A 19,814-nucleotide genomic window follows, 5' to 3' on the forward strand; every position below is an offset into this window, starting at 1 on the left:
CTAGCCCGCCGGGCAGGTGGCGGCCGCCTGACGCAATATCGGAGTCGACGGCTGGTCCACCGGTAACGAATAGCCGCGCAGCACGGCGATGAACTGCATGGCGTACTGACAGGCGAACGCGGCATTCGGCGGCATCCACAGCGCCGGCGGCGCGTCGCCCTTGTCCTGATTGGCCTGCCCCTGGACGGCCAGGAGGTTGGCCGGATCGTTGGCGAACCGCAGCCGCTCGCCCGCCGGCCAGGCATAGGCGCCCATGTCCCACGCGTAGGCGAGCGGGACGATGTGGTCGATCTGCACGGCCTCGCCGACCTTGGCGCCGCGCTGGAACGCGATCGTTGTGTTGGTATACGGGTCGTGCAGGGTGCCGCTGGCCACCGCGTCCGGACACCGTTTGGTCGACACATACGTCTTGTCGACGAGGTCGCGGTTGAGGATGTCGTCGCGGGTGTCGCAGCCGTTGTGCCCCAGCGGTGCGTCGTTGCCGTCGTCCCACGCGTCGCCGAATGCCGCCCTGCGGTAGTCGTACCGGTGCGCGCGCAGCGGCAGCACCGCGATGCCCGCGAGCACGTCGGTGCCGGGTTGCACCGTGGGGACGTCGGCGCGCGCCGCGTATTCGGCGGCGTGCCTGGCGGTCGAGGATCCGACCGTCTGGTAGGCCACCAGCAGCGCGAGCGCCGCGACCGCGGACAACCACAGCAGCGCCTTGCGATTCACGACTTGTCCAGGTATTCGATTCGGTCAGTGTCCACGAAAGGCGCTGCCAGCAAAGCCAATTCGGGGTTGGCCGGGTCATCGGCGTAGGCTCGCACGCAGAAGTCGCGCGCGGCCTCGATGACCTCGCGGTGGTCGGCCAACGAGAGCAAGCGCAGATTGATCGCTCGACCGGACTGGTTGCGGCCCAAGACGTCTCCCTCCCGGCGCTCCTTGAGGTCCAGGTCGGCGAGCGCGAACCCGTCCAAGGTGGCGGCGACGGCGGAGAGCCGCCGGCCCGCCGGCGACTCCGGCGAAACCCAGCTGGCGAGCAGACACAGGCTGGGATGCTGGCCGCGGCCGATGCGGCCGCGCAGTTGATGCAGCTGGCTGATGCCGAAGCGGTCTGCGTCCATCACCAGCATCACCGTGGCGTTGGGAACATCGACACCCACCTCGATGACGGTGGTGCACACCAGCACATCGATCTCACCGGCCCGAAACGCCGCCATCGCAGCGTCCTTCTCGTCGGCGGACAACCGCCCGTGCATCAGCCCCAGACGCACATTGGCCAGCTCGCCGGAACGCAGCCGGGCATAGAGGCCCTCGGCGGTTTCCGACGGTCTGACGTTCTGCTCCTGCTTCTCCGGGTCGTCGGTCTCGTCGATCCGCGGCGCCACCACGTAGGCCTGGTGCCCGGCGGCGACCTCTTCGATGATGCGCCGCCAGGCGCGCTCGAGCCACGCGGGCTTGTCCTTGACGAAGATGACGTTGCTGGTGATCGGCTGGCGTCCGCGCGGAAGCTCGCGCAGCGTCGAGGTTTCCAGATCGCCGTAGACGGTCAACGCGACCGTGCGCGGTATCGGCGTCGCCGTCATCACCAGCAGGTGGGGGGTGACGCCGGGACGAGCCTTGGCGCGCAACTGGTCTCGCTGTTCGACACCAAACCGGTGTTGCTCGTCGACCACCACCATGCCCAGGTTGTGGAATTCCACCGCGTCCTGTAACAGCGCATGCGTGCCGACGACGATCCCGACCTGACCGCTTGCCACTTCGTCACGGACTTGCTTCTTCTGCGCCGCCGTCATCGAACCGGTGAGCAGGGCGACCCGGGTCGCGTTGTCCGCACCGCCGAGCTGGCCCGCCATCGCCAACGGGCCGAGCACGTCATTGATCGACCGCAAGTGTTGGGCGGCAAGGACTTCCGTGGGGGCAAGCAGCGCACACTGATAACCGGCGTCCACCAGCTGCAGCATCGCCAGCACCGCGATGATGGTCTTGCCTGAACCGACCTCACCTTGGAGCAGGCGGTTCATCGGCCGGGTTGCCGACAGCTCCTGTGCGAACACGTCGAGCACCTCACCCTGCCCGGCGGTCAGCTCAAACGGCAACCGCCGCAACAGTTCCGCGGCCAGACCGTCGGGGCGCGGCGGCGCCGGGGGGCCAGATTCAGACAGCTCGCTGTGCCGCCGGGCGACCAGCGCCCACTGCAGCCCGACGGCTTCGTCGAAGGTCAGGCGCTCCCGCGCCCGCCTCCGCGCCGCCTCGTCTTCCGCCAAATGAATGTCGCGCAACGCCTGGTCTTCGGAGACCAGGCCGTAACGGCCGCGCAGGTCGGCGGGCAGCGGGTCATCCACCGGATCCAGGACGTCGAGCACCTGGCGCACGCACCTGAAAATGTCCCAGCTCTGCAACTTCGTGGTCGCCGGATAAATCGGAAAGAAGGCTCGCTCGAAGGCCGCCATCTGCACCTCGCCGGTGGTGGCTTGCGACGCGATGGCGATGTTCTTCAGGGAGCTGGTGCCCCGGTTCTTGCCGTCCGGTGAGTCGAGGATGAGGAACGCCGGGTGCGTCAGCTGCATGACGTTGTTGAAGAATCCGACCTCCCCGGAGAGCATCACCTTGGTGCCCTCGGTCAGGTCCTTCTTCAAATAATTCGCGTTGAAGAACGTCGCGGTCACCTTGTTGCGTCCGGCGCCGAGGGTGATGCGGTGGCACAGCTTCTTCGGGGTCTTCTTCATCGGCCACGTCTTGGTTTCGGTGATCGTGTCGACGATCGTGATGTGCTCGCCGGCCGGCGGTCGTTGATCGTCGGCGTCCCACCGGGTCGCGCCCTCGGTGTAGCTGCGCGGATAGTGGCGCAGCAGATCGTCGACGGTCCGGATGCCCAACTCCTCGTCGAGCTGGTCGGCGGCCTTGGCACCCACCACGAAGTCCAGCCGGTCGCCCAGCGACGCCACGGCTACTCGACCCCGATCAAGAGCGCATCCCCGCGATGGCCGGTGCGGTAGGTGACGAGTTCGGTTCCCGGGTGGTGGTCGTGCATGTGTTTTTCCAGGATGTCGCCCACGGCCGCGGCGTTCTCTTCGGTGTCGATGTCGGCGCCGACCAGCACCGTCACCAGGTCGCCGCCCGAGGCCAGCAACAGATCGAGCAGGCCGATGGCCGCCGCGACCGCGTCGGCGGCCACGATCAGCACCTCGTCCCCGGCGATCCCCAGGCCGTCGCCCGGCTGGCAGCGGCCCGCCCACGTCAACGCGCTCTCGGTCGCGATGCGCACCGATGCGTGCCGGGCCGCACCGGCGGCGCGGGCCATCGTGTAGCCGTCGTCCACCGCCTGCCGGTCGGTTTCGTGCACGGCCAGCGCGGCCAGCCCCTGCACCATCGACCCGGTCGGGATCGGCACCACGTCGATACCCCACCCGATGGCCGCGGTGCACCCGGCCACCAGCTCCTCGGCGGGCACGTAGCCGTTGGGCAGCACCATCACCTGCGCGGCACCGGTGTCGACCACCGCCCGCATCAGCTGGTGGGCGCTGATGTTGGGTTCGTTGGCGGCCGGATCGCGCTGCAGCACACAGGCACCCTCCCCGCCGAACAGCTCGGCGGCACCGTCGCCGTCGACCACGGCCAGCACGGCGCGTTCCCGTATCCAGCCGCCGGCCGGCAGCCCGGTACCGCCGGAGCTCAACGCAGAAATCACGATGCGGCTCAGCCGCCCCGCCGCCAGCCCCGCCTCGACCGCGGCGCCGGCGTCGTCGGTGTGCACGTGCACCGAGTACGTGCAATCGGCCGACGACGGCGCGGCGGCGATGCCCACGGAGTCGCCCAGCTCCCCGAGCCGGTCGCGCAGCACGTCCGCCGCGGCCGGATCGCATCCGTCCAGCCGGTACATCACCTCGAACTGCGGTGCCGGCCGCTCGGCGGCGCCTTCCGGTTGCGCTGCCCGCGGCGAGAGCTCGTACACGGTTCGGGCGGGCGCCTGGCCGGTGACGGTGGTCCGCAGGGCGTCCAGCAGGACCAGCAGGCCCCGCCCGCCGGCGTCCACGGCACCGGCGTCGGCGAGCACGTCGAGCTGTTCGGGCGTCTTCTCCAGCGCGACGACCGCCGCATCGCCGGCGGCGATGATCGCTGCGGCGAGCCCTTCCCCGGCCTGGGCGCACTCCCGGACGGCGTCGGCCGCGGCCCGCAGCACCGAGACGATGGTCCCCGGGATCTCGTCCCCGCCCATCGAGGTGATGACCAGGTCCACGCCGCGGCGCAACGACGCCTCGAGGATGGCCGCGTCCATGTGGGGCAGCTCACCGCCGGAATCGGTGGCCGCGAGGGCGGTGACGTCGGCGATGCCCCGCAGGATTTGGGACAAGATCACGCCGGAATTCCCGCGGGCGCCGTTCAGCGCACCGGCCGACATCGCCGCGGCGGTCCGGGCGACGCAGGCCGAGCCGCCCTCGGAATTGACGCCCGCGTTGGCCTCGGCCAGCGCCGAGCGCATGGTGAACAGCATGTTCGCGCCGGTGTCGGAATCGGCAACCGGAAAGACATTGAGCCGGTTGATCTCATCGATGTGGGTGATCAGGTCGCTGACGGCGGTGTGCGCCCAGTCCCGCAAGGTGATCGCGTCCAGCAGACGCTCCGACGCTCCCAGTTTTACCCACCTCCTCCACACCCTGCTCCCGGTGGGCGCCAGCGTAGCTCGGCGGCCCGGGCAACGGCTGCCCGTGACCACCACCCGCCGGCGGGGCGATCCGACCCATTGAGCCTAGCCAGACAGGGCGACAGCGGCGGCGATCGTTTTGGTGGTTGCCAGGACAATCGGTATCCTGGTTGGGCCCGGTCAGCCCGGGCTGTCCCGGCCACGTGTCAGACCGCCGAGCCGGACCCCCGAGATTTGAGGAGCTTGAACCATGGCCGCTGTGTGCGACATCTGCGGGAAAGGCCCCGGCTTCGGTAAGTCGGTGTCGCACTCCCACCGCCGCACCAGCCGCCGGTGGGACCCCAACGTCCAGACCGTGCACGTTGTCACCCGACCGGGCGGCAACAAGCAGCGCCTGAACGTCTGCACGTCCTGCATCAAGGCCGGCAAGGTCGTCCGGGGCTAGCCCGCCGCTACATCACGACGTGCCCGGCGTCGACGGGTATCGACACGCCCGTCACGTAGCGGGCACGGGGACCGACCAGCCACAGCACCGCCTCCGTCACGTCCTGCGCCTCGACCAACGGCACGTCGGGCAGCAGCATCTGGGAGACGGCCGGGTTCGGGTTCTCCAGCATCCGGTTGACGACGAAGTCGTTGAGGATCATCGGCGTCATGACGCCGCTCGGATGCACTGAGTTGACCCGAATCTTGTGTTGCGCATAGGCATTGGCCGCTGACCGCATCAACCCCACCACCCCATGCTTGGACGCGGCATAGGCGAACATCGCCGCACTGCCGTCGCCGCCCCGGCCGGTCAGCCCCTGCGACGAGCTGACCAGGACGATCGACCCGCCCTGGCCCTTGCGGATGATCGACGGGACCGTCGCCAACAACGTGTGCCACACCCCCTTGAGGTTGGTATCCACGATCGAGTTGAACACCGGTTCGGAATGGGATTCCGGATCACCGATCGCCACCACCCCGGCGTTGGCGATGACGATGTCCACCTCCCCTAGATCGTCGATTCCGCTCTGCACCGCGGCCTCCAGTTGCGCCAGGTCGCGGACGTCGGCGACGACGCGCACCACCTTGCGGCCCGTGGCTTCGACCAGCCGCGTGGTCTCGTCGAGATCCGATTTGGTCCCCAGCGGGTAGGGAATCGCGTCGATATCGGCGCAGATGTCCACCGCGATGATGTCGGCGCCCTGTTCGGCCAGGGCGACGGCGTGACTGCGGCCCTGGCCGCGCGCCGCACCGGTGATGACGGCGACCTTGTTGTCGAGTTCACCCATGGCTATACCTCCAGCTTCGTGCCGGTCTGTTCTTCGGCGAAGGCCACCAGGCGAGCGGCCGTGTCATAGTCGCAGGCGACCGGTGACCGGCCGATCAGCACCGGCCCGCCGCGCAGGCCGAACCTGCCGCTGACCCCGACGTAGCTGCCCGGGGGCACCGGCTCGCTGATGCAGTACAGCGTGGGTGCCGCCCCCTCGTCGATGTCGTTGGCCAGCCGGTCGGCTACCAGCTTGACCACTTTGTGGGCCGCCGCCATCACTGGCGAGTCGCCGAGCTGCGACAGGTTCGAGGCGACCCAGCCCGGGTGGGTGAGCTGGGTGACGATCGGCGAGCCGGCGGCGCGCAACCGGCGGTCCAGCTCGAGTCCCCACAGCATGACCGCGAGCTTCGACTGCGCGTAGGCGCCCAGCCGGGTCCACTTATGACGGCGTAGGTGCAGGTCGTCCATGCGCAGCGTCGCCGACCGGTGTGCGTCGGAGCCGACGTTGATGATCTGCGTGCGCACCTTGGGCAGCAGCAGGTTGGTCAGGGCGAACGGTCCGAGCAGGTTGGTGCCCAGCGTCATCTCGAATCCGTCGACCGTGTCGGTGCGGCGGTCGGTCAGCGCGCCGGCGTTGTTGATCAGGATGTCGATGTCGTCGTCGATCGATTTCGCGAAGGCGCGCACCGACGATTGGTCGGCGAGGTCGACCCTGGCCACCGACGTCGAGCCGCCCATCTCGGCAGCGCGTTGCTCGCCCAGCTCGGTGTTGCGCACCGCCAGGATCACGTGCGCGCCGGCCTCGGCCAGGGCACGGGCGGTGCCCAGGCCGACCCCGTTGGTCGCTCCGGTCACGACGATTCGCTTGCCGGTCAGGTTGCCGAGCCGGCTCGGCGTCCAAGGTAACGTCACGGCGATCAAGAGTAATGGTCGGTTCTATGTTAATTGGACCGGTTCTGCCACCATTGTTCGCGGAAGCGGAGGAGATGGGTTCAGAGGTGGTTCCACATGAGTGACAGCGCAACCGAAATCACCAACCTCATCTACACCTACGCCGAGCTTCTCGACGGGGGCGATTTGGACGGGGTCGCCCGGCTCTTCGAGCACGGCCGCATCTGCGGCGTGGAGGACGGCCCACCGGAGACGGTGTTCGCCGGGGCCGCCCGGGTGCGCGAGATGTATGAGATGGCCACACGCATCTACTCCGACGGCACCCCCAAGACCAAACACAACACCACCAACGTGCAATTGCACATCGACGAGGCCGAAGGGACCGCCCGCAGCACGTCCTACTACTGCGTCACGCAGGCCACCCCCGACCTGCCCTTGCAGGTGATCGTGACCGGACACTACAAGGACACGTTTGCGCGGGTGGACGGCGCCTGGCGGTTCGACAGCCGCACCATGTTCATCGATCAGGTCGGCGACGTCAGCCAGCATTTGAAGTTCTGATCGCGTTGTGTGCCAATCGTTTTGAGCAATACATCGGAGGAACAGCGCATGCGTGATGACCCCGTCGCGACGAAATCCCAGCACGAGCAGGAACTAGCCGCCCTGGACCTGATCGAGCACCCGACCGTCAAGGCCGCCTATCGGACGGTGGCCGAGACCTGGCTGGGCCGCGCCCAGGCGTCGGACGCGATGCGGGAGCGGTTCGACGACGCGTTCGCCGAGGTGATGTTCTCGGCGGCGGTGTGGTCGTCCAACCAGGACAAGCTGAGGCCGAAGGTCAGCTGCATCACCCGGCTGGCGCATCCCGTCGACGGTCGGCGCATTCCCGGGTCACGTTGGGGCATCGACAATCCGGACAGCGTGTACCGGGTGATCCCGATCTCCGGTGACGAACGCTACGAAATCCACGGCCGGGTGGGCGAACACCGCATGACCGAAAACTACTTCACGCTCTGGGATGCCCACATGGGCACCGTCGACGTGCTGAACGGACGCACCATGCGGGTCGACTCCGACGGCAGCTTCACCATCACCGTGGACGCCGACCCCGCCGGCGGGCGGCCCAACCACGTGCAGACCTCCCCCGCGGCGCACGAGTTCTACATCCGAGACGTGCTGCTGGACTGGGGCCGCGACGACCCCAATTACCTTGAGGTGCAACGGCTCGGTGGGCCGCCCGCGACACCAGCACGCACGCTCGACGAGCAGGCCGAGGCCACCGCGGCGATGATGGAGTACTTCGCCGACTTCACCGGCAAACTCAGCCACGGCGTGTACAAGATGCCCGCCAACCATTTCAACCTGGCGTGGTCGGCCGACAAGGTCGGCGCGATGCGCAACCAGGTCTACGTCATGGGCCGTTTCGATCTCGCACCCGACGAGGCGTTCGTGGTGGACCTCAACGACGGTGGCGCCGAGTACTTCACGGTGCCGCTGAGCAACATCTGGGGCACCACGCTGGACATCCTCTACCGCACCGGCAGCCTCAACAAGGCGCAATCGGTCGCCAACGAGGACGGCGGCTACACCTACGTGATCGCGCCGGCCGATCCCGGCGTGACCAACTGGATCGACTCCGAGGGCCTGCGCGAGGGGATCTTGACTTTGCGCATGGCGGAATTCGGCGAGGCGGGTCCCCGCGAAGACCTCGGCGCCCGTGGGCGGGTGGTAAAGCTGGACCGGCTCGACGCCGAGGTGCCGCACCTGCCGCGGATGAGCCCGCAGGAACGGGCCGCCCAACTCGCGGCTCGGCGAACCGCGTATCTGCGGCGCCTGCCGGAAGGGGCGATCTAGCGATGTCGCGCTGGCTGATCACCGGATGCTCCACCGGCTTCGGGCGCGAAATCGCGCGCGCCGCACTGGAAGCGGGCCACAGCGCGGTGGTGACCGCGCGGCGGGCCGACTCGGTGCGCGACTTCATCGACGAGTTCGGCGACCGGGCGCTGGCCGTTGCGCTCGACGTGACGGACGCCGATCAGATCGCGGCGGCGGTGTCGGCGGCCGATGCAGCGTTCGGCGGCATCGACGTACTGGTCAACAACGCCGGCCACGGCTACCTGTCCGCAGTGGAGGAGGGCGAGGACGCCGAGGTTCGAAAGCTGTTCGAGGTCAACTACTTCGGTGCGGTCAACATGATCAAGGCGGTGCTGCCGGCCATGCGTGCACGCGGCTCCGGGCACATCATCAACATGTCGTCGATGACCGGTCTGGTCGCCAACCCGCCCAACGCGTATTACTCATCGACGAAATTCGCGCTGGAAGCGATCACCGAGGCGCTGGCCACCGAGGTGCGGCCGCTCGGGATCAAGGTGACCGCCATCGAGCCCGGCGCCTTCCGCACCGACTGGGCGACGCGGTCGATGAAGGAGTCGGGAACCCCGATAGCCGATTACGTCGACGTGGCGGCGCGCAAGGACCTGATCAAGCAGTTCGCCGATCATCTCCCCGGTGATCCCAAGAAGGTCGCCGAGGCGGTGCTGATGGTGACCACGCTCGACGAGCCACCGCTGCGGCTGCTGCTGGGCCGCGACGTACTCAAGGCCATGCGCGACAAGATCGCCGCGCTGTCGTCGTCGATCGAACAGTGGAAAGCCGTCACCAAGGACGTCAACTTCGAGAGTTCGTAAGTCACTCGTCGAGGAACACGGCGTGCCGGTCCACGGGGTCTCGACCGATGTGCAGGTTGTTGGCGGGAAAATCGGGATCGGGGTAACCGATCGACAGGCCGCACAGGATGTTCAGCTCCGAGGGGATATCGAGCTGCTCGCGAACGACGTCGGGATAACCGGCGATGGCCACCTGCACGCAGGTGCCCAATCCGCGTGCGGTCAACGCCAGCAGCAGCGTCTGCAGGAACATGCCGACACCCATGCTGTCGGCGTAACCGAGGTCGCGGTGCATGCACACGATGCCGCCCAGCGGTGCGCGGAAAAACTCCCAGTTGCGCAACACGGCGATGCGCCGGGCCTCGCTGTCATGGCGGGCAATGCCCATCGCGCCGTAGACGTGTGCGCCGGTGTCGCTCCGGAAATGAGCGAACGCGGCGGGCAGTTGCGGGACGTTAGGCGGTTCGGCGCGCGCCCTTTCCAGCATGGCGGCGACCAACCGGTCCCGCGCCGCACCGGAGACGAACACCATGTGCCATGGCTGCACGTTCGAATTCGACGGCGCGCGAATCGCCAGCTCCAGCGATTCCTCCACCAGGTGGCGCGGTACCGGGTCGGGCAGGAAGAGCCGCGTCGAATTCCGTTGCCGAATGGTGTCTTCCAGGTCGTACACAGCCGGTGCCCCGCCGTCAATCCCGAACCACGATGACCGTCTTGCCGGGCCGCCGGCCCGGGCGGCCGCCGCTTTCGAAAGCCTCGCGGCCCTGCTCGAGTGGGAACGTGTCGGCGATCTCCACCCGCAACTGTCCCCGGTCAACCAGCGCCGCAAGCTCGACCAGCTGATCCCGATTCGCCGTGACGATGAAAAAGGTTGCCGTGACGCCGTATTCGTCGGCCACACCCGCCGGCGGCGGCGCCGACAGGGTGACCAGCCGCCCGCCCGGGCGGAGCACCGGAAACGATCGGTCCAGCGTCTCACCGCCGACGGTGTCGATCACGGCGTCGTAGACGGCGTCTTCGAATGTCTCGGTGCGGACGTCGATCACCCGGACGGCACCGAATCCCCGGACGAGGTCACCGGCATCGCTGCGCACCGTGGCGGTGACGCGCGTGCCGAGCATCGCGGCCAGCTGAACCGTCAAGGCGCCCACCCCGCCCGCGCCGCCGTGCACCAGCACGGCCTCACCCGGGCGCACGCCGGCGTGGTCGGTCAGGGCCTGCAGGGCGGTGAGGCCGGCCAGCGGCAGCGCGGCGGCGACGGCGTGCGAGACCGTCGAAGGCTTGGCGGCCAGGTCCCCCGCGGGGGCGCAGACGAATTCCGCCGCCGCACCGTCCCGGTCGAACGGGATCAGCCCGTACACCTCGTCGCCGGGCGCGAAGTCCGTCACGCCCGGGGCCACGTCGGAGACCACGCCCGATACTTCATGCGACGGGATCACCGGCGTCCGGCTCACCCCGTCTCGGGTCCAGGTCTCCTCCCACGTCAACTCGTCGAACGTGATAGCGGCGGCGTGGACGGCCAGCAAGACTTCGCCCGCGGCCGGGGCCGGCACGGGCGTCCGCTCGACCACCAGCTGCTCCGGGCCGCCCCGGTGGTGCGCCCGCAAGGCCCTCATCTCGGTCAAGGCAGTCGCCAATCGATGGGATCGGCGCCCATGCCCGTGAGCAGTTCGTTGGCGCGGCTGAACGGACGCGACCCGAAGAATCCCCGAGACGCCGACAACGGCGACGGGTGTGGCGACTCGATCGCCACACAATTGCCCTCGGCCAGAATCGGTTTGAGCGTCGAGGCGTCGCGGCCCCAGAGGATCGCCACCATCGGCTGCGAGCGCGCCGCCAGCGCACGGATCGCGCACTCGGTCACCGCCTCCCAGCCCTTCCCCCGGTGCGAGGCGGGGTTGCTCGGGCGCACGGTGAGCACCCTGTTCAGCAGCATCACCCCGCGCTCGGCCCACGGCGTCAGGTCGCCGGACGTGGGCTGCGGATGCCCGAGGTCGGCGGCGTACTCGTCGAAGATGTTGGCCAGGCTGCGCGGTAACGGGAGCACGTCCGGGGCCACCGAAAAGCTCAGGCCCACGGCGTGCCCCGGCGTCGGGTACGGGTCCTGCCCGACGATCAGCACCCGGACGCTGTCGAAGGGAAACGTGAACGCGCGCAACACATTCGGACCCGCCGGCAAGTACCTGCGCCCAGCCGCGATCTCGGCCCGCAAGAACTGGCCCATCGCGGCGACCCGATCGGCCACCGGCTGCAGCGCGGTCGCCCAACCCTGCTCGACGAGTTCGCTCAACGGCCGCGCCGCCGTCACCGGTCCTTTCGAAGCATCAAGGCTCATCGCGCCACCCTAACGGTCGTATGACTGCCAGCCGGCGTAGCCGGTCCACTGTTGTCCGTCGACAAGGACTTCGGCGTTTCCCTCGAGAACCCGCCCGATGATCCGCCATCCGGCGGGCGCGGGGCCGGCGAAACAGGCCACCAGGGCGTGATCTTCGCCGCCGCCGAGCACCCACGACCATGGGTCGGCGCCCGCGGCGGCGGCCGCAGCGGTCAGCGCGTCGTGGTCCGCGGTCAGCGCCGCCGTGGACAGGTCCATCGCCACCGCCGATGCCTCGGCGACGTGCCGCAGGTCGGCGACCAGGCCGTCGGAGACATCGATCATCGCTTGCGCTCCCCCGGCGGCCGCCGCCACGCCCTGCCCGTAGGGCGGCTGGGGAACCAGATGCCGGCGGCGCAGTCCATCGAATCCCTCAATCCCCTTGCCGAACAACGAAAGTCCGGCCGCCGAGCGGCCGAGTTCACCGGCGACCGCGATCACTGAGCCCGCTTTCGCCCCGGACCGCAGCACCGGCGCGCGGCCGTCGAGGTCACCCAGCACCGTCACGGAGATCACCCATTGCGGGCAGCTGACGAGATCGCCGCCGGCGATGCCCGCGCCGATGCGCTGCGCCTCGTCCCACATGCCGCCGACCAGTCCGTCGACGTCGGCCGCCGGAGTGTCACCGGGCGCGCCGAACGCGACCACGAAGGCCGTCGGGCGCGCCCCCATCGCCTCGATGTCCGCGGCGTTCTGAGCGATGGCCTTGCGGCCGACGTCGCGGGGGGTCGACCAGTCCAGCCGAAAATGACGATCCTGCACGAGCATGTCGGTCGACACCGCGATGCGGCCGTCCCTGGCTTGCACCACCGCCGCATCGTCGCCCGGCCCGACCGCCACCGCGGCCGGCTGCCGGCGGCCGCGCACCAAACGATCAATGACGGCGAACTCCCCGAGCTGCTGCAGTGTGGGTTCCGATGCGTCGTCGCGCACGCCACCTCCTCCGGCGCCTTCGTCCCCTGTGTGGGCCTCTGACGGGTCGCCGACCTGCGGTAAGTTGGTTTACTGCCCGCGCGAGCGGCCCGCGCCAGTGTAGAACCCTGCACCGCTGTGCCAGAGATAGGAGGTGCGCGGCGGTGACGACCGACCCCGATACCGGCCCCGCCGTCGACACGGGGCCACCGCCCGCGGTGATCATCGCGGCCATCGCGGTGGCCGTCGTGGCGATCGGCGTGATCCTGGTGATCGCGGCGAATCGTGAGGCGCCGCCGCAACCGGTCGCCGTGCCCGCCGCCCCGGCGCCGCAGGCCGACAGCCCCGCATGCCGGGCACTGGCCGGGGCGCTGCCGCAGCGGCTCGGCGACTATCAGCGCGCGCCCGTCGCCCAACCGACGCCGCACGGCGCCGCCGCGTGGCGGGCCGGTCCGGAGGGCGAGCCCGTCGTGCTGCGCTGCGGACTCGACCGTCCCGCCGAGTTCGTCGTGGGATCTCCGATTCAGGTCGTCGACCGCGTGCAGTGGTTCGCCGTGCGCCCAGAACAGCAATCCGCCGGTGACGCGGGCAGGTCGACCTGGTACACGGTGGATCGGCCGGTGTATGTGGCGCTCACGCTGCCGTCGGGATCGGGCCCGACCCCGATTCAGCAACTCTCCGAGGTGGTCGACCGCACCATCGCGGCGGTGCCCATCAACCCGGGACCGGCGGCTGGTTAACGCAGGCCCACGCCCCGGGCCAACGCCGTTTCGACCATGGTCGCCAGCAGGGTCGGGTAGTCCACGCCGCTGGCCGCCCACATCCTCGGGTACATCGAAATCGTGGTGAACCCGGGCATCGTGTTGATTTCGTTGAGCACCGGCCCGTCGTCGGTGAGGAAGAAGTCGACCCGGGCCAACCCCTGACAGTCGATGGCGTTGAACGCCCGGACCGCCAAATGCCGGATGGTGTCGGCGATGTCGTCGTCAACCTTGGCCGGCACGTCCAATTCCGCTGCGTCGTCCAGATATTTGGTGGCGAAGTCGTAGAACGAATCCTCGCGTCCCCGCACCCCGGCCACCCGGATCTCGCCCAACGTGCTGGCTTCTATTGTGCCATCGGGCATTTCGAGCACGCCGCACTCCAGCTCGCGACCGGTGATCGCCGCCTCCACGATCACTTTCGGGTCGTGCCGGCGCGCGACCGCGACCGCGGCGGCGAGGTCCTCCCAGCGCGCCACCCGGGTGACGCCGATCGAGGAGCCGCCCCGGGCGGGTTTGACGAACACCGGCAGACCCAGCCGCTCGCACTCATCGGGTCGCAGGGTCGACCGCGACGGGCGCAGCACCGCGTACGGGCCGACCGGCAGCCCTTCGGCGACGAACAGCTTCTTGGTGAACTCCTTGTCCATGCCCGCCGCGCTGGCCAGCACGCCGGCGCCGACATAGGGCACGCCGGCCAACTCCAGCAGACCCTGGATCGTGCCGTCCTCTCCGTACGGACCGTGCAGCACCGGGAACACCACGTCGACGGACGTCAGGACCTCGCCGGCCCCGGACGAGAGGGAGACCAGTTGGCCGCTGCGCCGCGGATCCGCCGGCAGGGCCAGTTCGGTGCCCGACTGCGCGGTCACCTCCGGCAGCCGCCGGTCGCTGATGGCCAGCGCCTCCGGGTCGCCGTCGGTGAGCACCCACGACCCTTGCGGGGTGATGCCGATCGCGACCACCTCGAACCGCTCGGGGTCGAGATTGCGCAGGATGCTGCCCGCGGACACGCACGAGATGGCGTGCTCGTTGCTGCGCCCGCCGAAGACGACGGCGACGCGCACGCGGCTTCCGCTGGCACTCACAACCTAAAGAGGCTACCGGTTGTGCGGCACGCGGGCCGGGCGGCGGGCCGCTAGCTGGGGTTTCGGTCGCCGCGCGGCAGTCACTCGGGCTTGGTCCTGCGGCCCAGCAGCAGGGCCATCGCCTCGTCCACCGACAACCCCTTGTGACAGACCCGATGCACGGCGTCGGTGAGCGGCATCTCGACGTCGTAACTGGACGCGAGCGCCAGCACCGACTCGCTCGACGTCACGCCCTCGACGACGTGCCCTTCCCTGGCCTGCATCGCCGATTCCATCGTCCCGCCGCGACCCAGGCGTTCACCGAAGGACCGGTTGCGCGACTGCGGCGACGTGCACGTCGCCACCAGGTCGCCCACCCCGGCCAGGCCGGCCAGCGTGGCGCCCTTGGCGCCGAGCGCGATACCCAGCCGGATGATCTCCGCCAGGCCCCGGGTGATGATCGCCGCCGCGGTGTTTTCGCCAAGCCCGACGCCGGCCGCCATGCCGCACGCGAGCGCGATGACGTTCTTGCACGCCCCGCCGACCTCGGTGCCGACAACATCGCTGTTGGTGTATGGGCGGAAATACCCGGTGTTCAGCATGCGCTGCAGGGCGACCGCGCGCCCGGAGTCGCTGCATGCGACGACGGTGGCGGCGGGCTGACATTCGGCGATCTCGCTGGCCAGGTTGGGCCCCGAGACGACCGCGACCTGAGAGGGATCGACACCCGTCACCGAAACGATGACCTGACTCATCCGCATCAGCGTGCCCAGCTCGATGCCCTTGGCCAGGCTGACCAGGGTGGCGCCGTCGGGTATCAACGGCGCCCACCCTTCGAGGTTGGCGCGCATCGTCTGCGCGGGAACCGCCAGCAGCACCGTCGAGGCAAAGCCCAGCGCCTCCGCGGCGTCGGTGGTCGCGCGGACGTTCGCCGGCAGTATCGCGCCGGGCAGATAGTCGGGGTTGGAGCGGGTGGCGTTGATCCGGTCGGCCACGTCGGATCGACGGGCCCACAGCATGACCTCCGCGTCGGGCTCGCCGGCCTCGACGAGCACCTTGGCCAGCGCGGTGCCCCACGCCCCGGCACCCATGACCGCGACGGCGCCCTTCGAACCGGTCATCCACCACCCCCGTCTGTCGTCTCAGCGTGTTGCAGCCGATACACCCTAGATCAGCGGCCGTTACGCGAGCTAGCGCGTCCGCCTTCAGCGGTCGCTGGCAGGATGAGATCTCATGAGCGGCACACGAGCCGACGAAACGGGTAGAGACGTCGCCTTGATCGTCGCCGTCAAACGGTTGGCCGCGGCCAAGACGAGGCTGGCCCCGGTGTTCTCGGCACGCACCCGGGAGAACGTGGTGCTGGCCATGTTGATCGACACCCTGACCGCCGCGGGCCGCGTCGGTTCACTGGGCTCGATCACCGTCATTACGCCCGACGAGGCCGCGGCGGCCGCGGCGACCGAGCTGGGCGCCGAGGTGCTCGCCGACCCGACACCGGAGGGGCACGGCGACCCGCTCAACAACGCCATCGCCACCGCCGAACTGGCGGTGGGCGGCTTTTTCCCGAATGTCGTTGTGCTGCAGGGGGATTTACCGGCGCTTCAGACGCAGGAGCTGGCCGAGGCGATCGCCGCCGCGCGTCATCACCGGCGCAGCTTCGTCGCCGACCGGCTGGCGACGGGAACCGCCGCCCTCTTCGCCTTCGGCGCCCCGCTGGATCCGCAGTTCGGTGCCGATTCCTCGGCGAGACACCGACGTTCGGGCGCGATCGAGCTGACCGGTGCGTGGCCTGGCCTGCGCTGTGACGTCGACACTCCCGACGACCTCGCCACCGCGCGCCGGCTCGGGGTGGGCGCGGCGACCGCCCGCGCCCTCGCCCACCAGTGACTCAACCGGTCGCGCGGCGCACCTGTCCGCGCGGTGAACGTCGGCCCAACGGCGAATGGATGTCCGTCGAGCGCTAGCAGCATCGGCGAGTGATGAGCAATGATCGCAGGGTGACCGAAATCGAAGCTGAGGCGCGCCCCGAAGAGAACTTGTGGCACCAAGGCGACTCGGCCGTGGCAGCGCCGCCCGCCGCGACGCCGGCCGCGCTCACCGACCTGCCGGAGGACCGCTATCTCAACCGGGAGCTGAGCTGGCTGGACTTCAACGCCCGCGTGCTGGCGCTGGCCGCGGACAACTCGTTGCCATTGTTGGAGCGGGCCAAGTTCCTGGCGATCTTCGCCTCCAACCTCGACGAGTTCTACATGGTCCGGGTCGCCGGCCTCAAGCGTCGCGACGAGATGGGGCTGTCGGTGCGCTCCGCCGACGGCCTGACGCCGCGCGAGCAACTCGCGCTGATCGGCGAACAGACGCAGCGGATCGCCACCCGGCACGCGCGGGTGTTCCTCGATTCGGTGCGACCGGCGCTCGCCGAGGAAGGCATACATATAGTCACGTGGGCGGATTTGGAGCAGGGTGAGCGCGACGAACTGTCCACCTATTTCCACGAACAAGTCTTTCCCGTTCTCACGCCGCTCGCCGTCGATCCCGCTCACCCCTTCCCGTTCGTCAGCGGGCTGAGCCTGAACCTGGCGGTCATGGTGCGCCAGCCCGAGGACGGCGGCCAGCACTTCGCGCGAGTCAAGGTGCCCAACAACGTCAATCGCTTCGTGGAGCTGGGCGCACGCGATACGGATGACAGCGAAGGCCCCACCATAATTCGCTACCTGCCTATGGAAGAGCTGATCGCGGCCTTCCTGCCGGTGCTGTTCCCCGGCATGGAGATCGTCCAGCATCACGCTTTCCGCATCACCCGCAACGCGGACTACGAGGTCGAAGAGGACCGTGACGAAGACCTGCTGCAAGCGCTGGAACGGGAATTGGCGCGCAGGCGGTTCGGGTCGCCGGTGCGACTAGAGGTCGCCAACGACATGACCGAGAGCATGCTGGAACTGCTGCTGCGCGAACTCGACGTGAACCCGGGTGACGTCATCGAGGTGCCCGGCCTGCTCGATCTGTCGTCGTTGTGGCAGGTCTACAGCCTCGACCGGCCGGCGCTCAAGGACCCGGCGTTCGTTCCGGCCACCAGTCCCGCATTCGTCGACCGCGAGACGCCCAGGAGCATCTTCGCCACGCTGCGCGAAGGCGATGTGCTGCTGCATCATCCGTACGAGTCGTTCTCCACCAGCGTGCAGCGATTCATCGAGCAGGCCGCCGCGGACCCGAACGTGCTGGCGATCAAGCAGACGCTGTACCGCACATCCGGTGACTCGCCGATCGTTCGGGCGCTCATCAACGCCGCCGAGGCCGGCAAGCAAGTGGTGGCGCTTGTGGAGATCAAGGCGCGCTTCGACGAGCAGGCCAACATCCGCTGGGCGCGCGAGCTGGAGCAGGCAGGCGTGCACGTCGTCTACGGATACGTCGGGCTCAAGACGCATTGCAAGACCTGCCTGGTGGTCCGCCGCGAGGGTTCGACGATCCGGCGCTACTGCCACATCGGAACCGGCAACTACAACGGAAAGACGGCGCGACTGTACGAGGACGTCGGTCTGCTGACCGCGTCTCCCGAGATCGGGGCCGACCTGACGGACCTGTTCAATTCGCTGACCGGCTACTCCCGCAAGGTCTCCTACCGCAACCTTCTGGTCGCCCCGCACAGCATTCGCACCGGCATCATCGATCGCGTCGAGCGTGAGATCGCCGCCCACCGCGAGCACGGCGGCGGCCGGATCCGGCTCAAGATGAATGCGCTCGTCGACGAGCAGGTCATCGACGCGCTGTACCGTGCGTCGATGGCGGACGTGCGGGTGGAGGTGGTGGTGCGCGGCATCTGCGCGCTGCGCCCCGGCGCCGAAGGATTCTCGGAGAACATCGCGGTCCGTTCGATTCTCGGTCGCTTCCTGGAGCATTCCCGCATCATGCATTTCAATCGCATCAACGAGTTTTGGATCGGCAGCGCGGACATGATGCACCGCAACCTCGACCGGCGCGTCGAGGCGCTGGTTCAGGTGAAGGATCCCAGGCTGACCTCATACCTGGACGACCTGTTCGAGTCCGCGCTGGACCCGTCCACCCGGTGCTGGGAACTGGGGCCCGACGGACAGTGGATCGCGTCACCGCAGGACGGCCACACCGTGCGCGACCACCAAGTGTCGTTGATGGAGCGACACCGCAGTCCGTAGCCCCTGCGTGGTGATTTACGGTTGTTCTCCGGCCGCACCGCAAACGTGTGCGCGGCCCCGACCGAATTGACCTGCAGGAGTTGAGTTGCCGACCAAGAGCTCGTCCACCGCTCGGCGTCCGGGAAGCCGGATCGTGTACGCCGCCGGCGCGGTCTTGTGGCGGCCGACCGATTCCTCCAACCCCGGCCTCGAACTCGCGGTGATCCACCGCCCCCGCTACGACGACTGGTCGCTGCCGAAGGGGAAGGTGGACCCGGGCGAGACGGCGCCCGTCGCCGCGGTGCGGGAGGTGTGCGAGGAGACGGGACAGCATGCGGTCCTGGGCCGGCGGCTCGACATGGTGAGTTACCCGATCGAGGCGGGCGTCAAGAAGGTCTACTACTGGGCGGCGCGCAGCACCGGCGGGGACTTCATCCCCGGCAACGAGGTCGACGAATTGGTCTGGATGCCGATACCCGAGGCACTCAAGAAGCTCAGTTATTCACATGACCGAAAGATGTTGCGCCACTTCATGAAACACCCTGCAGACACGCATTCGGTGGTGGTGGTGCGGCATGGCACGGCGGGACGGAAATCACGGTTCAAGGGCGACGACACCCAGCGACCGCTGGACAAACGGGGACGCGCGCAGGCCGAGGCACTGGTTCCGCAGCTGCTGGCGTTCGGCGCCACCGACGTGTACGCGGCCGACCGCCTGCGCTGCCACCAGACGGTGGAACCGCTGGCCGAGGAATTGGGCGTGACGGTGCACAACGAGCCGACCCTCACCGAGGAGTCCTACGGCAAAAGCCCCAAACGGGGCCGGCAACGAATGCTCGAGATCGCCCAGCAGGAAGGCACACCGGTCATTTGCACTCAGGGCAAGGTGATCCCGGACTTGATCGCGTGGTGGTGCGAACGAGACGGGATACGTCCCGACAAGTCGCGCAACCACAAGGGCAGCACCTGGGTGCTCTCACTCTCAGGTGGCCGGCTGGTGGCGGCCGACCACATCGGCGGCGCGCTGGCCGCCAACGTGCGAGCCTGACACGCGAATACCCTTCGGGCGCACCGCTGCGACCCGAAGGGTATTCGCGTTGAGAACTCGGCTGTTGC

19 protein-coding genes are annotated in these 19,814 nt (G+C 68.8%); 8 read left to right on the forward strand and 11 right to left on the reverse strand.

Translation table 11 applies throughout. The features are described 5' to 3' along the window. Genes A5758_RS22630 through A5758_RS22640 form a run of 3 tightly spaced genes read right to left on the reverse strand, consistent with a single transcriptional unit; the run spans position 1 to position 4,618 of the window. Positions 1–714, reverse strand: a complete 714-nt coding sequence (locus A5758_RS22630) for an HNH endonuclease family protein (protein ID WP_067199759.1) — start codon at positions 712–714, stop codon at positions 1–3. Then, on the reverse strand, positions 711–2,930 hold the full coding sequence (gene recG / locus A5758_RS22635) for an ATP-dependent DNA helicase RecG (RefSeq protein WP_067744617.1): 2,220 nt from the start codon (positions 2,928–2,930) through the stop codon (positions 711–713). Before recG ends, A5758_RS22630 begins: the two co-directional genes overlap by 4 nt. Positions 2,931–2,932: 2 nt before the next feature. Next, positions 2,933–4,618 carry a DAK2 domain-containing protein gene (locus A5758_RS22640; protein ID WP_067199856.1) on the reverse strand — a complete coding sequence of 562 codons (1,686 nt, stop codon included), beginning with the start codon at positions 4,616–4,618 and terminating at the stop codon, positions 2,933–2,935. A 259-nt stretch (positions 4,619–4,877) separates the two neighbouring features. On the opposite strand from A5758_RS22640, the gene rpmB reads away from it, so the two are divergent. Continuing rightward, entirely contained in the window at positions 4,878–5,072 is a 195-nt protein-coding gene (rpmB, locus tag A5758_RS22645; RefSeq protein WP_046185726.1) for a 50S ribosomal protein L28, read from the forward strand. 7 nt (positions 5,073–5,079) lie between these two features. Here the strand turns inward: rpmB and A5758_RS22650 are convergent, their stop codons facing one another. Then, entirely contained in the window at positions 5,080–5,901 is an 822-nt protein-coding gene (locus A5758_RS22650; RefSeq protein ID WP_067744620.1) for a mycofactocin-coupled SDR family oxidoreductase, read from the reverse strand. A 2-nt stretch (positions 5,902–5,903) separates the two neighbouring features. Then, entirely contained in the window at positions 5,904–6,794 is an 891-nt protein-coding gene (locus A5758_RS22655) for an SDR family NAD(P)-dependent oxidoreductase (protein ID WP_067744753.1), read from the reverse strand. A gap of 96 nt (positions 6,795–6,890) precedes the next feature. Between A5758_RS22655 and A5758_RS22660 the strand changes: the two genes are divergently transcribed. From A5758_RS22660 to A5758_RS22670, 3 genes are read left to right on the forward strand one after another with little or no spacing between them, the layout of a single operon-like run. Next, complete coding sequence (locus tag A5758_RS22660) at positions 6,891–7,334, forward strand: nuclear transport factor 2 family protein (RefSeq protein ID WP_067199768.1); 444 nt, start codon at positions 6,891–6,893, stop codon at positions 7,332–7,334. Positions 7,335–7,382: 48 nt separating this feature from the next. Then, positions 7,383–8,627 carry a hypothetical protein gene (locus tag A5758_RS22665; protein ID WP_067744621.1) on the forward strand — a complete coding sequence of 415 codons (1,245 nt, stop codon included), beginning with the start codon at positions 7,383–7,385 and terminating at the stop codon, positions 8,625–8,627. Between the two features lie 2 nt (positions 8,628–8,629). Next, complete coding sequence (locus A5758_RS22670) at positions 8,630–9,460, forward strand: oxidoreductase (protein ID WP_067744624.1); 831 nt, start codon at positions 8,630–8,632, stop codon at positions 9,458–9,460. Position 9,461: 1 nt separating this feature from the next. On the opposite strand, the gene A5758_RS22675 is transcribed toward A5758_RS22670, so the two are convergent. Genes A5758_RS22675 through A5758_RS22690 form a run of 4 tightly spaced genes read right to left on the reverse strand, consistent with a single transcriptional unit; the run spans position 9,462 to position 12,746 of the window. Further along, complete coding sequence (locus tag A5758_RS22675) at positions 9,462–10,112, reverse strand: nitroreductase (protein ID WP_067744627.1); 651 nt, start codon at positions 10,110–10,112, stop codon at positions 9,462–9,464. Positions 10,113–10,128: 16 nt separating this feature from the next. After that, complete coding sequence (locus A5758_RS22680) at positions 10,129–11,055, reverse strand: NADP-dependent oxidoreductase (protein ID WP_067744630.1); 927 nt, start codon at positions 11,053–11,055, stop codon at positions 10,129–10,131. A gap of 5 nt (positions 11,056–11,060) precedes the next feature. Beyond that, complete coding sequence (locus A5758_RS22685; RefSeq protein WP_067744633.1) at positions 11,061–11,774, reverse strand: uracil-DNA glycosylase; 714 nt, start codon at positions 11,772–11,774, stop codon at positions 11,061–11,063. Between the two features lie 9 nt (positions 11,775–11,783). Beyond that, entirely contained in the window at positions 11,784–12,746 is a 963-nt protein-coding gene (locus A5758_RS22690) for a thiamine-phosphate kinase (protein WP_067744635.1), read from the reverse strand. 143 nt (positions 12,747–12,889) lie between these two features. Between A5758_RS22690 and A5758_RS22695 the strand changes: the two genes are divergently transcribed. Next, on the forward strand, positions 12,890–13,465 hold the full coding sequence (locus A5758_RS22695) for a DUF3515 domain-containing protein (RefSeq protein ID WP_067199788.1): 576 nt from the start codon (positions 12,890–12,892) through the stop codon (positions 13,463–13,465). On the opposite strand, the gene A5758_RS22700 is transcribed toward A5758_RS22695, so the two are convergent. Both A5758_RS22700 and A5758_RS22705 read right to left on the reverse strand, forming a co-directional pair. Continuing rightward, a complete protein-coding gene (locus A5758_RS22700; RefSeq protein ID WP_067744638.1) occupies positions 13,462–14,574 on the reverse strand; it encodes a D-alanine--D-alanine ligase family protein in 1,113 nt (370 codons plus the stop codon). The two genes, A5758_RS22695 and A5758_RS22700, sit on opposite strands and share 4 nt — an antisense overlap. Positions 14,575–14,654: 80 nt before the next feature. After that, positions 14,655–15,674 carry an NAD(P)H-dependent glycerol-3-phosphate dehydrogenase gene (locus A5758_RS22705; protein ID WP_067199796.1) on the reverse strand — a complete coding sequence of 340 codons (1,020 nt, stop codon included), beginning with the start codon at positions 15,672–15,674 and terminating at the stop codon, positions 14,655–14,657. Positions 15,675–15,786: 112 nt separating this feature from the next. On the opposite strand from A5758_RS22705, the gene cofC reads away from it, so the two are divergent. From cofC to A5758_RS22720, 3 genes are all read left to right on the forward strand, one after another. Beyond that, on the forward strand, positions 15,787–16,440 hold the full coding sequence (cofC, locus tag A5758_RS22710) for a 2-phospho-L-lactate guanylyltransferase (protein ID WP_067744641.1): 654 nt from the start codon (positions 15,787–15,789) through the stop codon (positions 16,438–16,440). 89 nt (positions 16,441–16,529) lie between these two features. Then, a complete protein-coding gene (locus A5758_RS22715) occupies positions 16,530–18,719 on the forward strand; it encodes an RNA degradosome polyphosphate kinase (protein WP_067199803.1) in 2,190 nt (729 codons plus the stop codon). A gap of 85 nt (positions 18,720–18,804) precedes the next feature. Then, positions 18,805–19,746, forward strand: a complete 942-nt coding sequence (locus A5758_RS22720; RefSeq protein WP_067199805.1) for an NUDIX hydrolase — start codon at positions 18,805–18,807, stop codon at positions 19,744–19,746. The last annotated feature ends 68 nt before the right edge of the window (positions 19,747–19,814 follow it).

This window comes from Mycobacterium sp. 852014-50255_SCH5639931, from assembly GCF_001665605.1.
GTDB classification, from domain to species: domain Bacteria; phylum Actinomycetota; class Actinomycetes; order Mycobacteriales; family Mycobacteriaceae; genus Mycobacterium; species Mycobacterium paraffinicum.

Bases quoted from the DNA above. Each gene is read 5' to 3' on its own strand.
- A5758_RS22670 (WP_067744624.1), top strand. From the start codon at position 8,630: ATGTCGCGCTGGCTGATCACCGGATGCTCCACCGGCTTCGGGCGCGAA.
- rpmB (WP_046185726.1), top strand. From the start codon at position 4,878: ATGGCCGCTGTGTGCGACATCTGCGGGAAAGGCCCCGGCTTCGGTAAG.
- A5758_RS22665 (WP_067744621.1), top strand. From the start codon at position 7,383: ATGCGTGATGACCCCGTCGCGACGAAATCCCAGCACGAGCAGGAACTA.
- A5758_RS22685 (WP_067744633.1), bottom strand. From the start codon at position 11,774: ATGAGCCTTGATGCTTCGAAAGGACCGGTGACGGCGGCGCGGCCGTTG.
- A5758_RS22660 (WP_067199768.1), top strand. From the start codon at position 6,891: ATGAGTGACAGCGCAACCGAAATCACCAACCTCATCTACACCTACGCC.
- cofC (WP_067744641.1), top strand. From the start codon at position 15,787: ATGAGCGGCACACGAGCCGACGAAACGGGTAGAGACGTCGCCTTGATC.
- A5758_RS22680 (WP_067744630.1), bottom strand. From the start codon at position 11,055: ATGAGGGCCTTGCGGGCGCACCACCGGGGCGGCCCGGAGCAGCTGGTG.
- A5758_RS22705 (WP_067199796.1), bottom strand. From the start codon at position 15,674: ATGACCGGTTCGAAGGGCGCCGTCGCGGTCATGGGTGCCGGGGCGTGG.
- A5758_RS22650 (WP_067744620.1), bottom strand. From the start codon at position 5,901: ATGGGTGAACTCGACAACAAGGTCGCCGTCATCACCGGTGCGGCGCGC.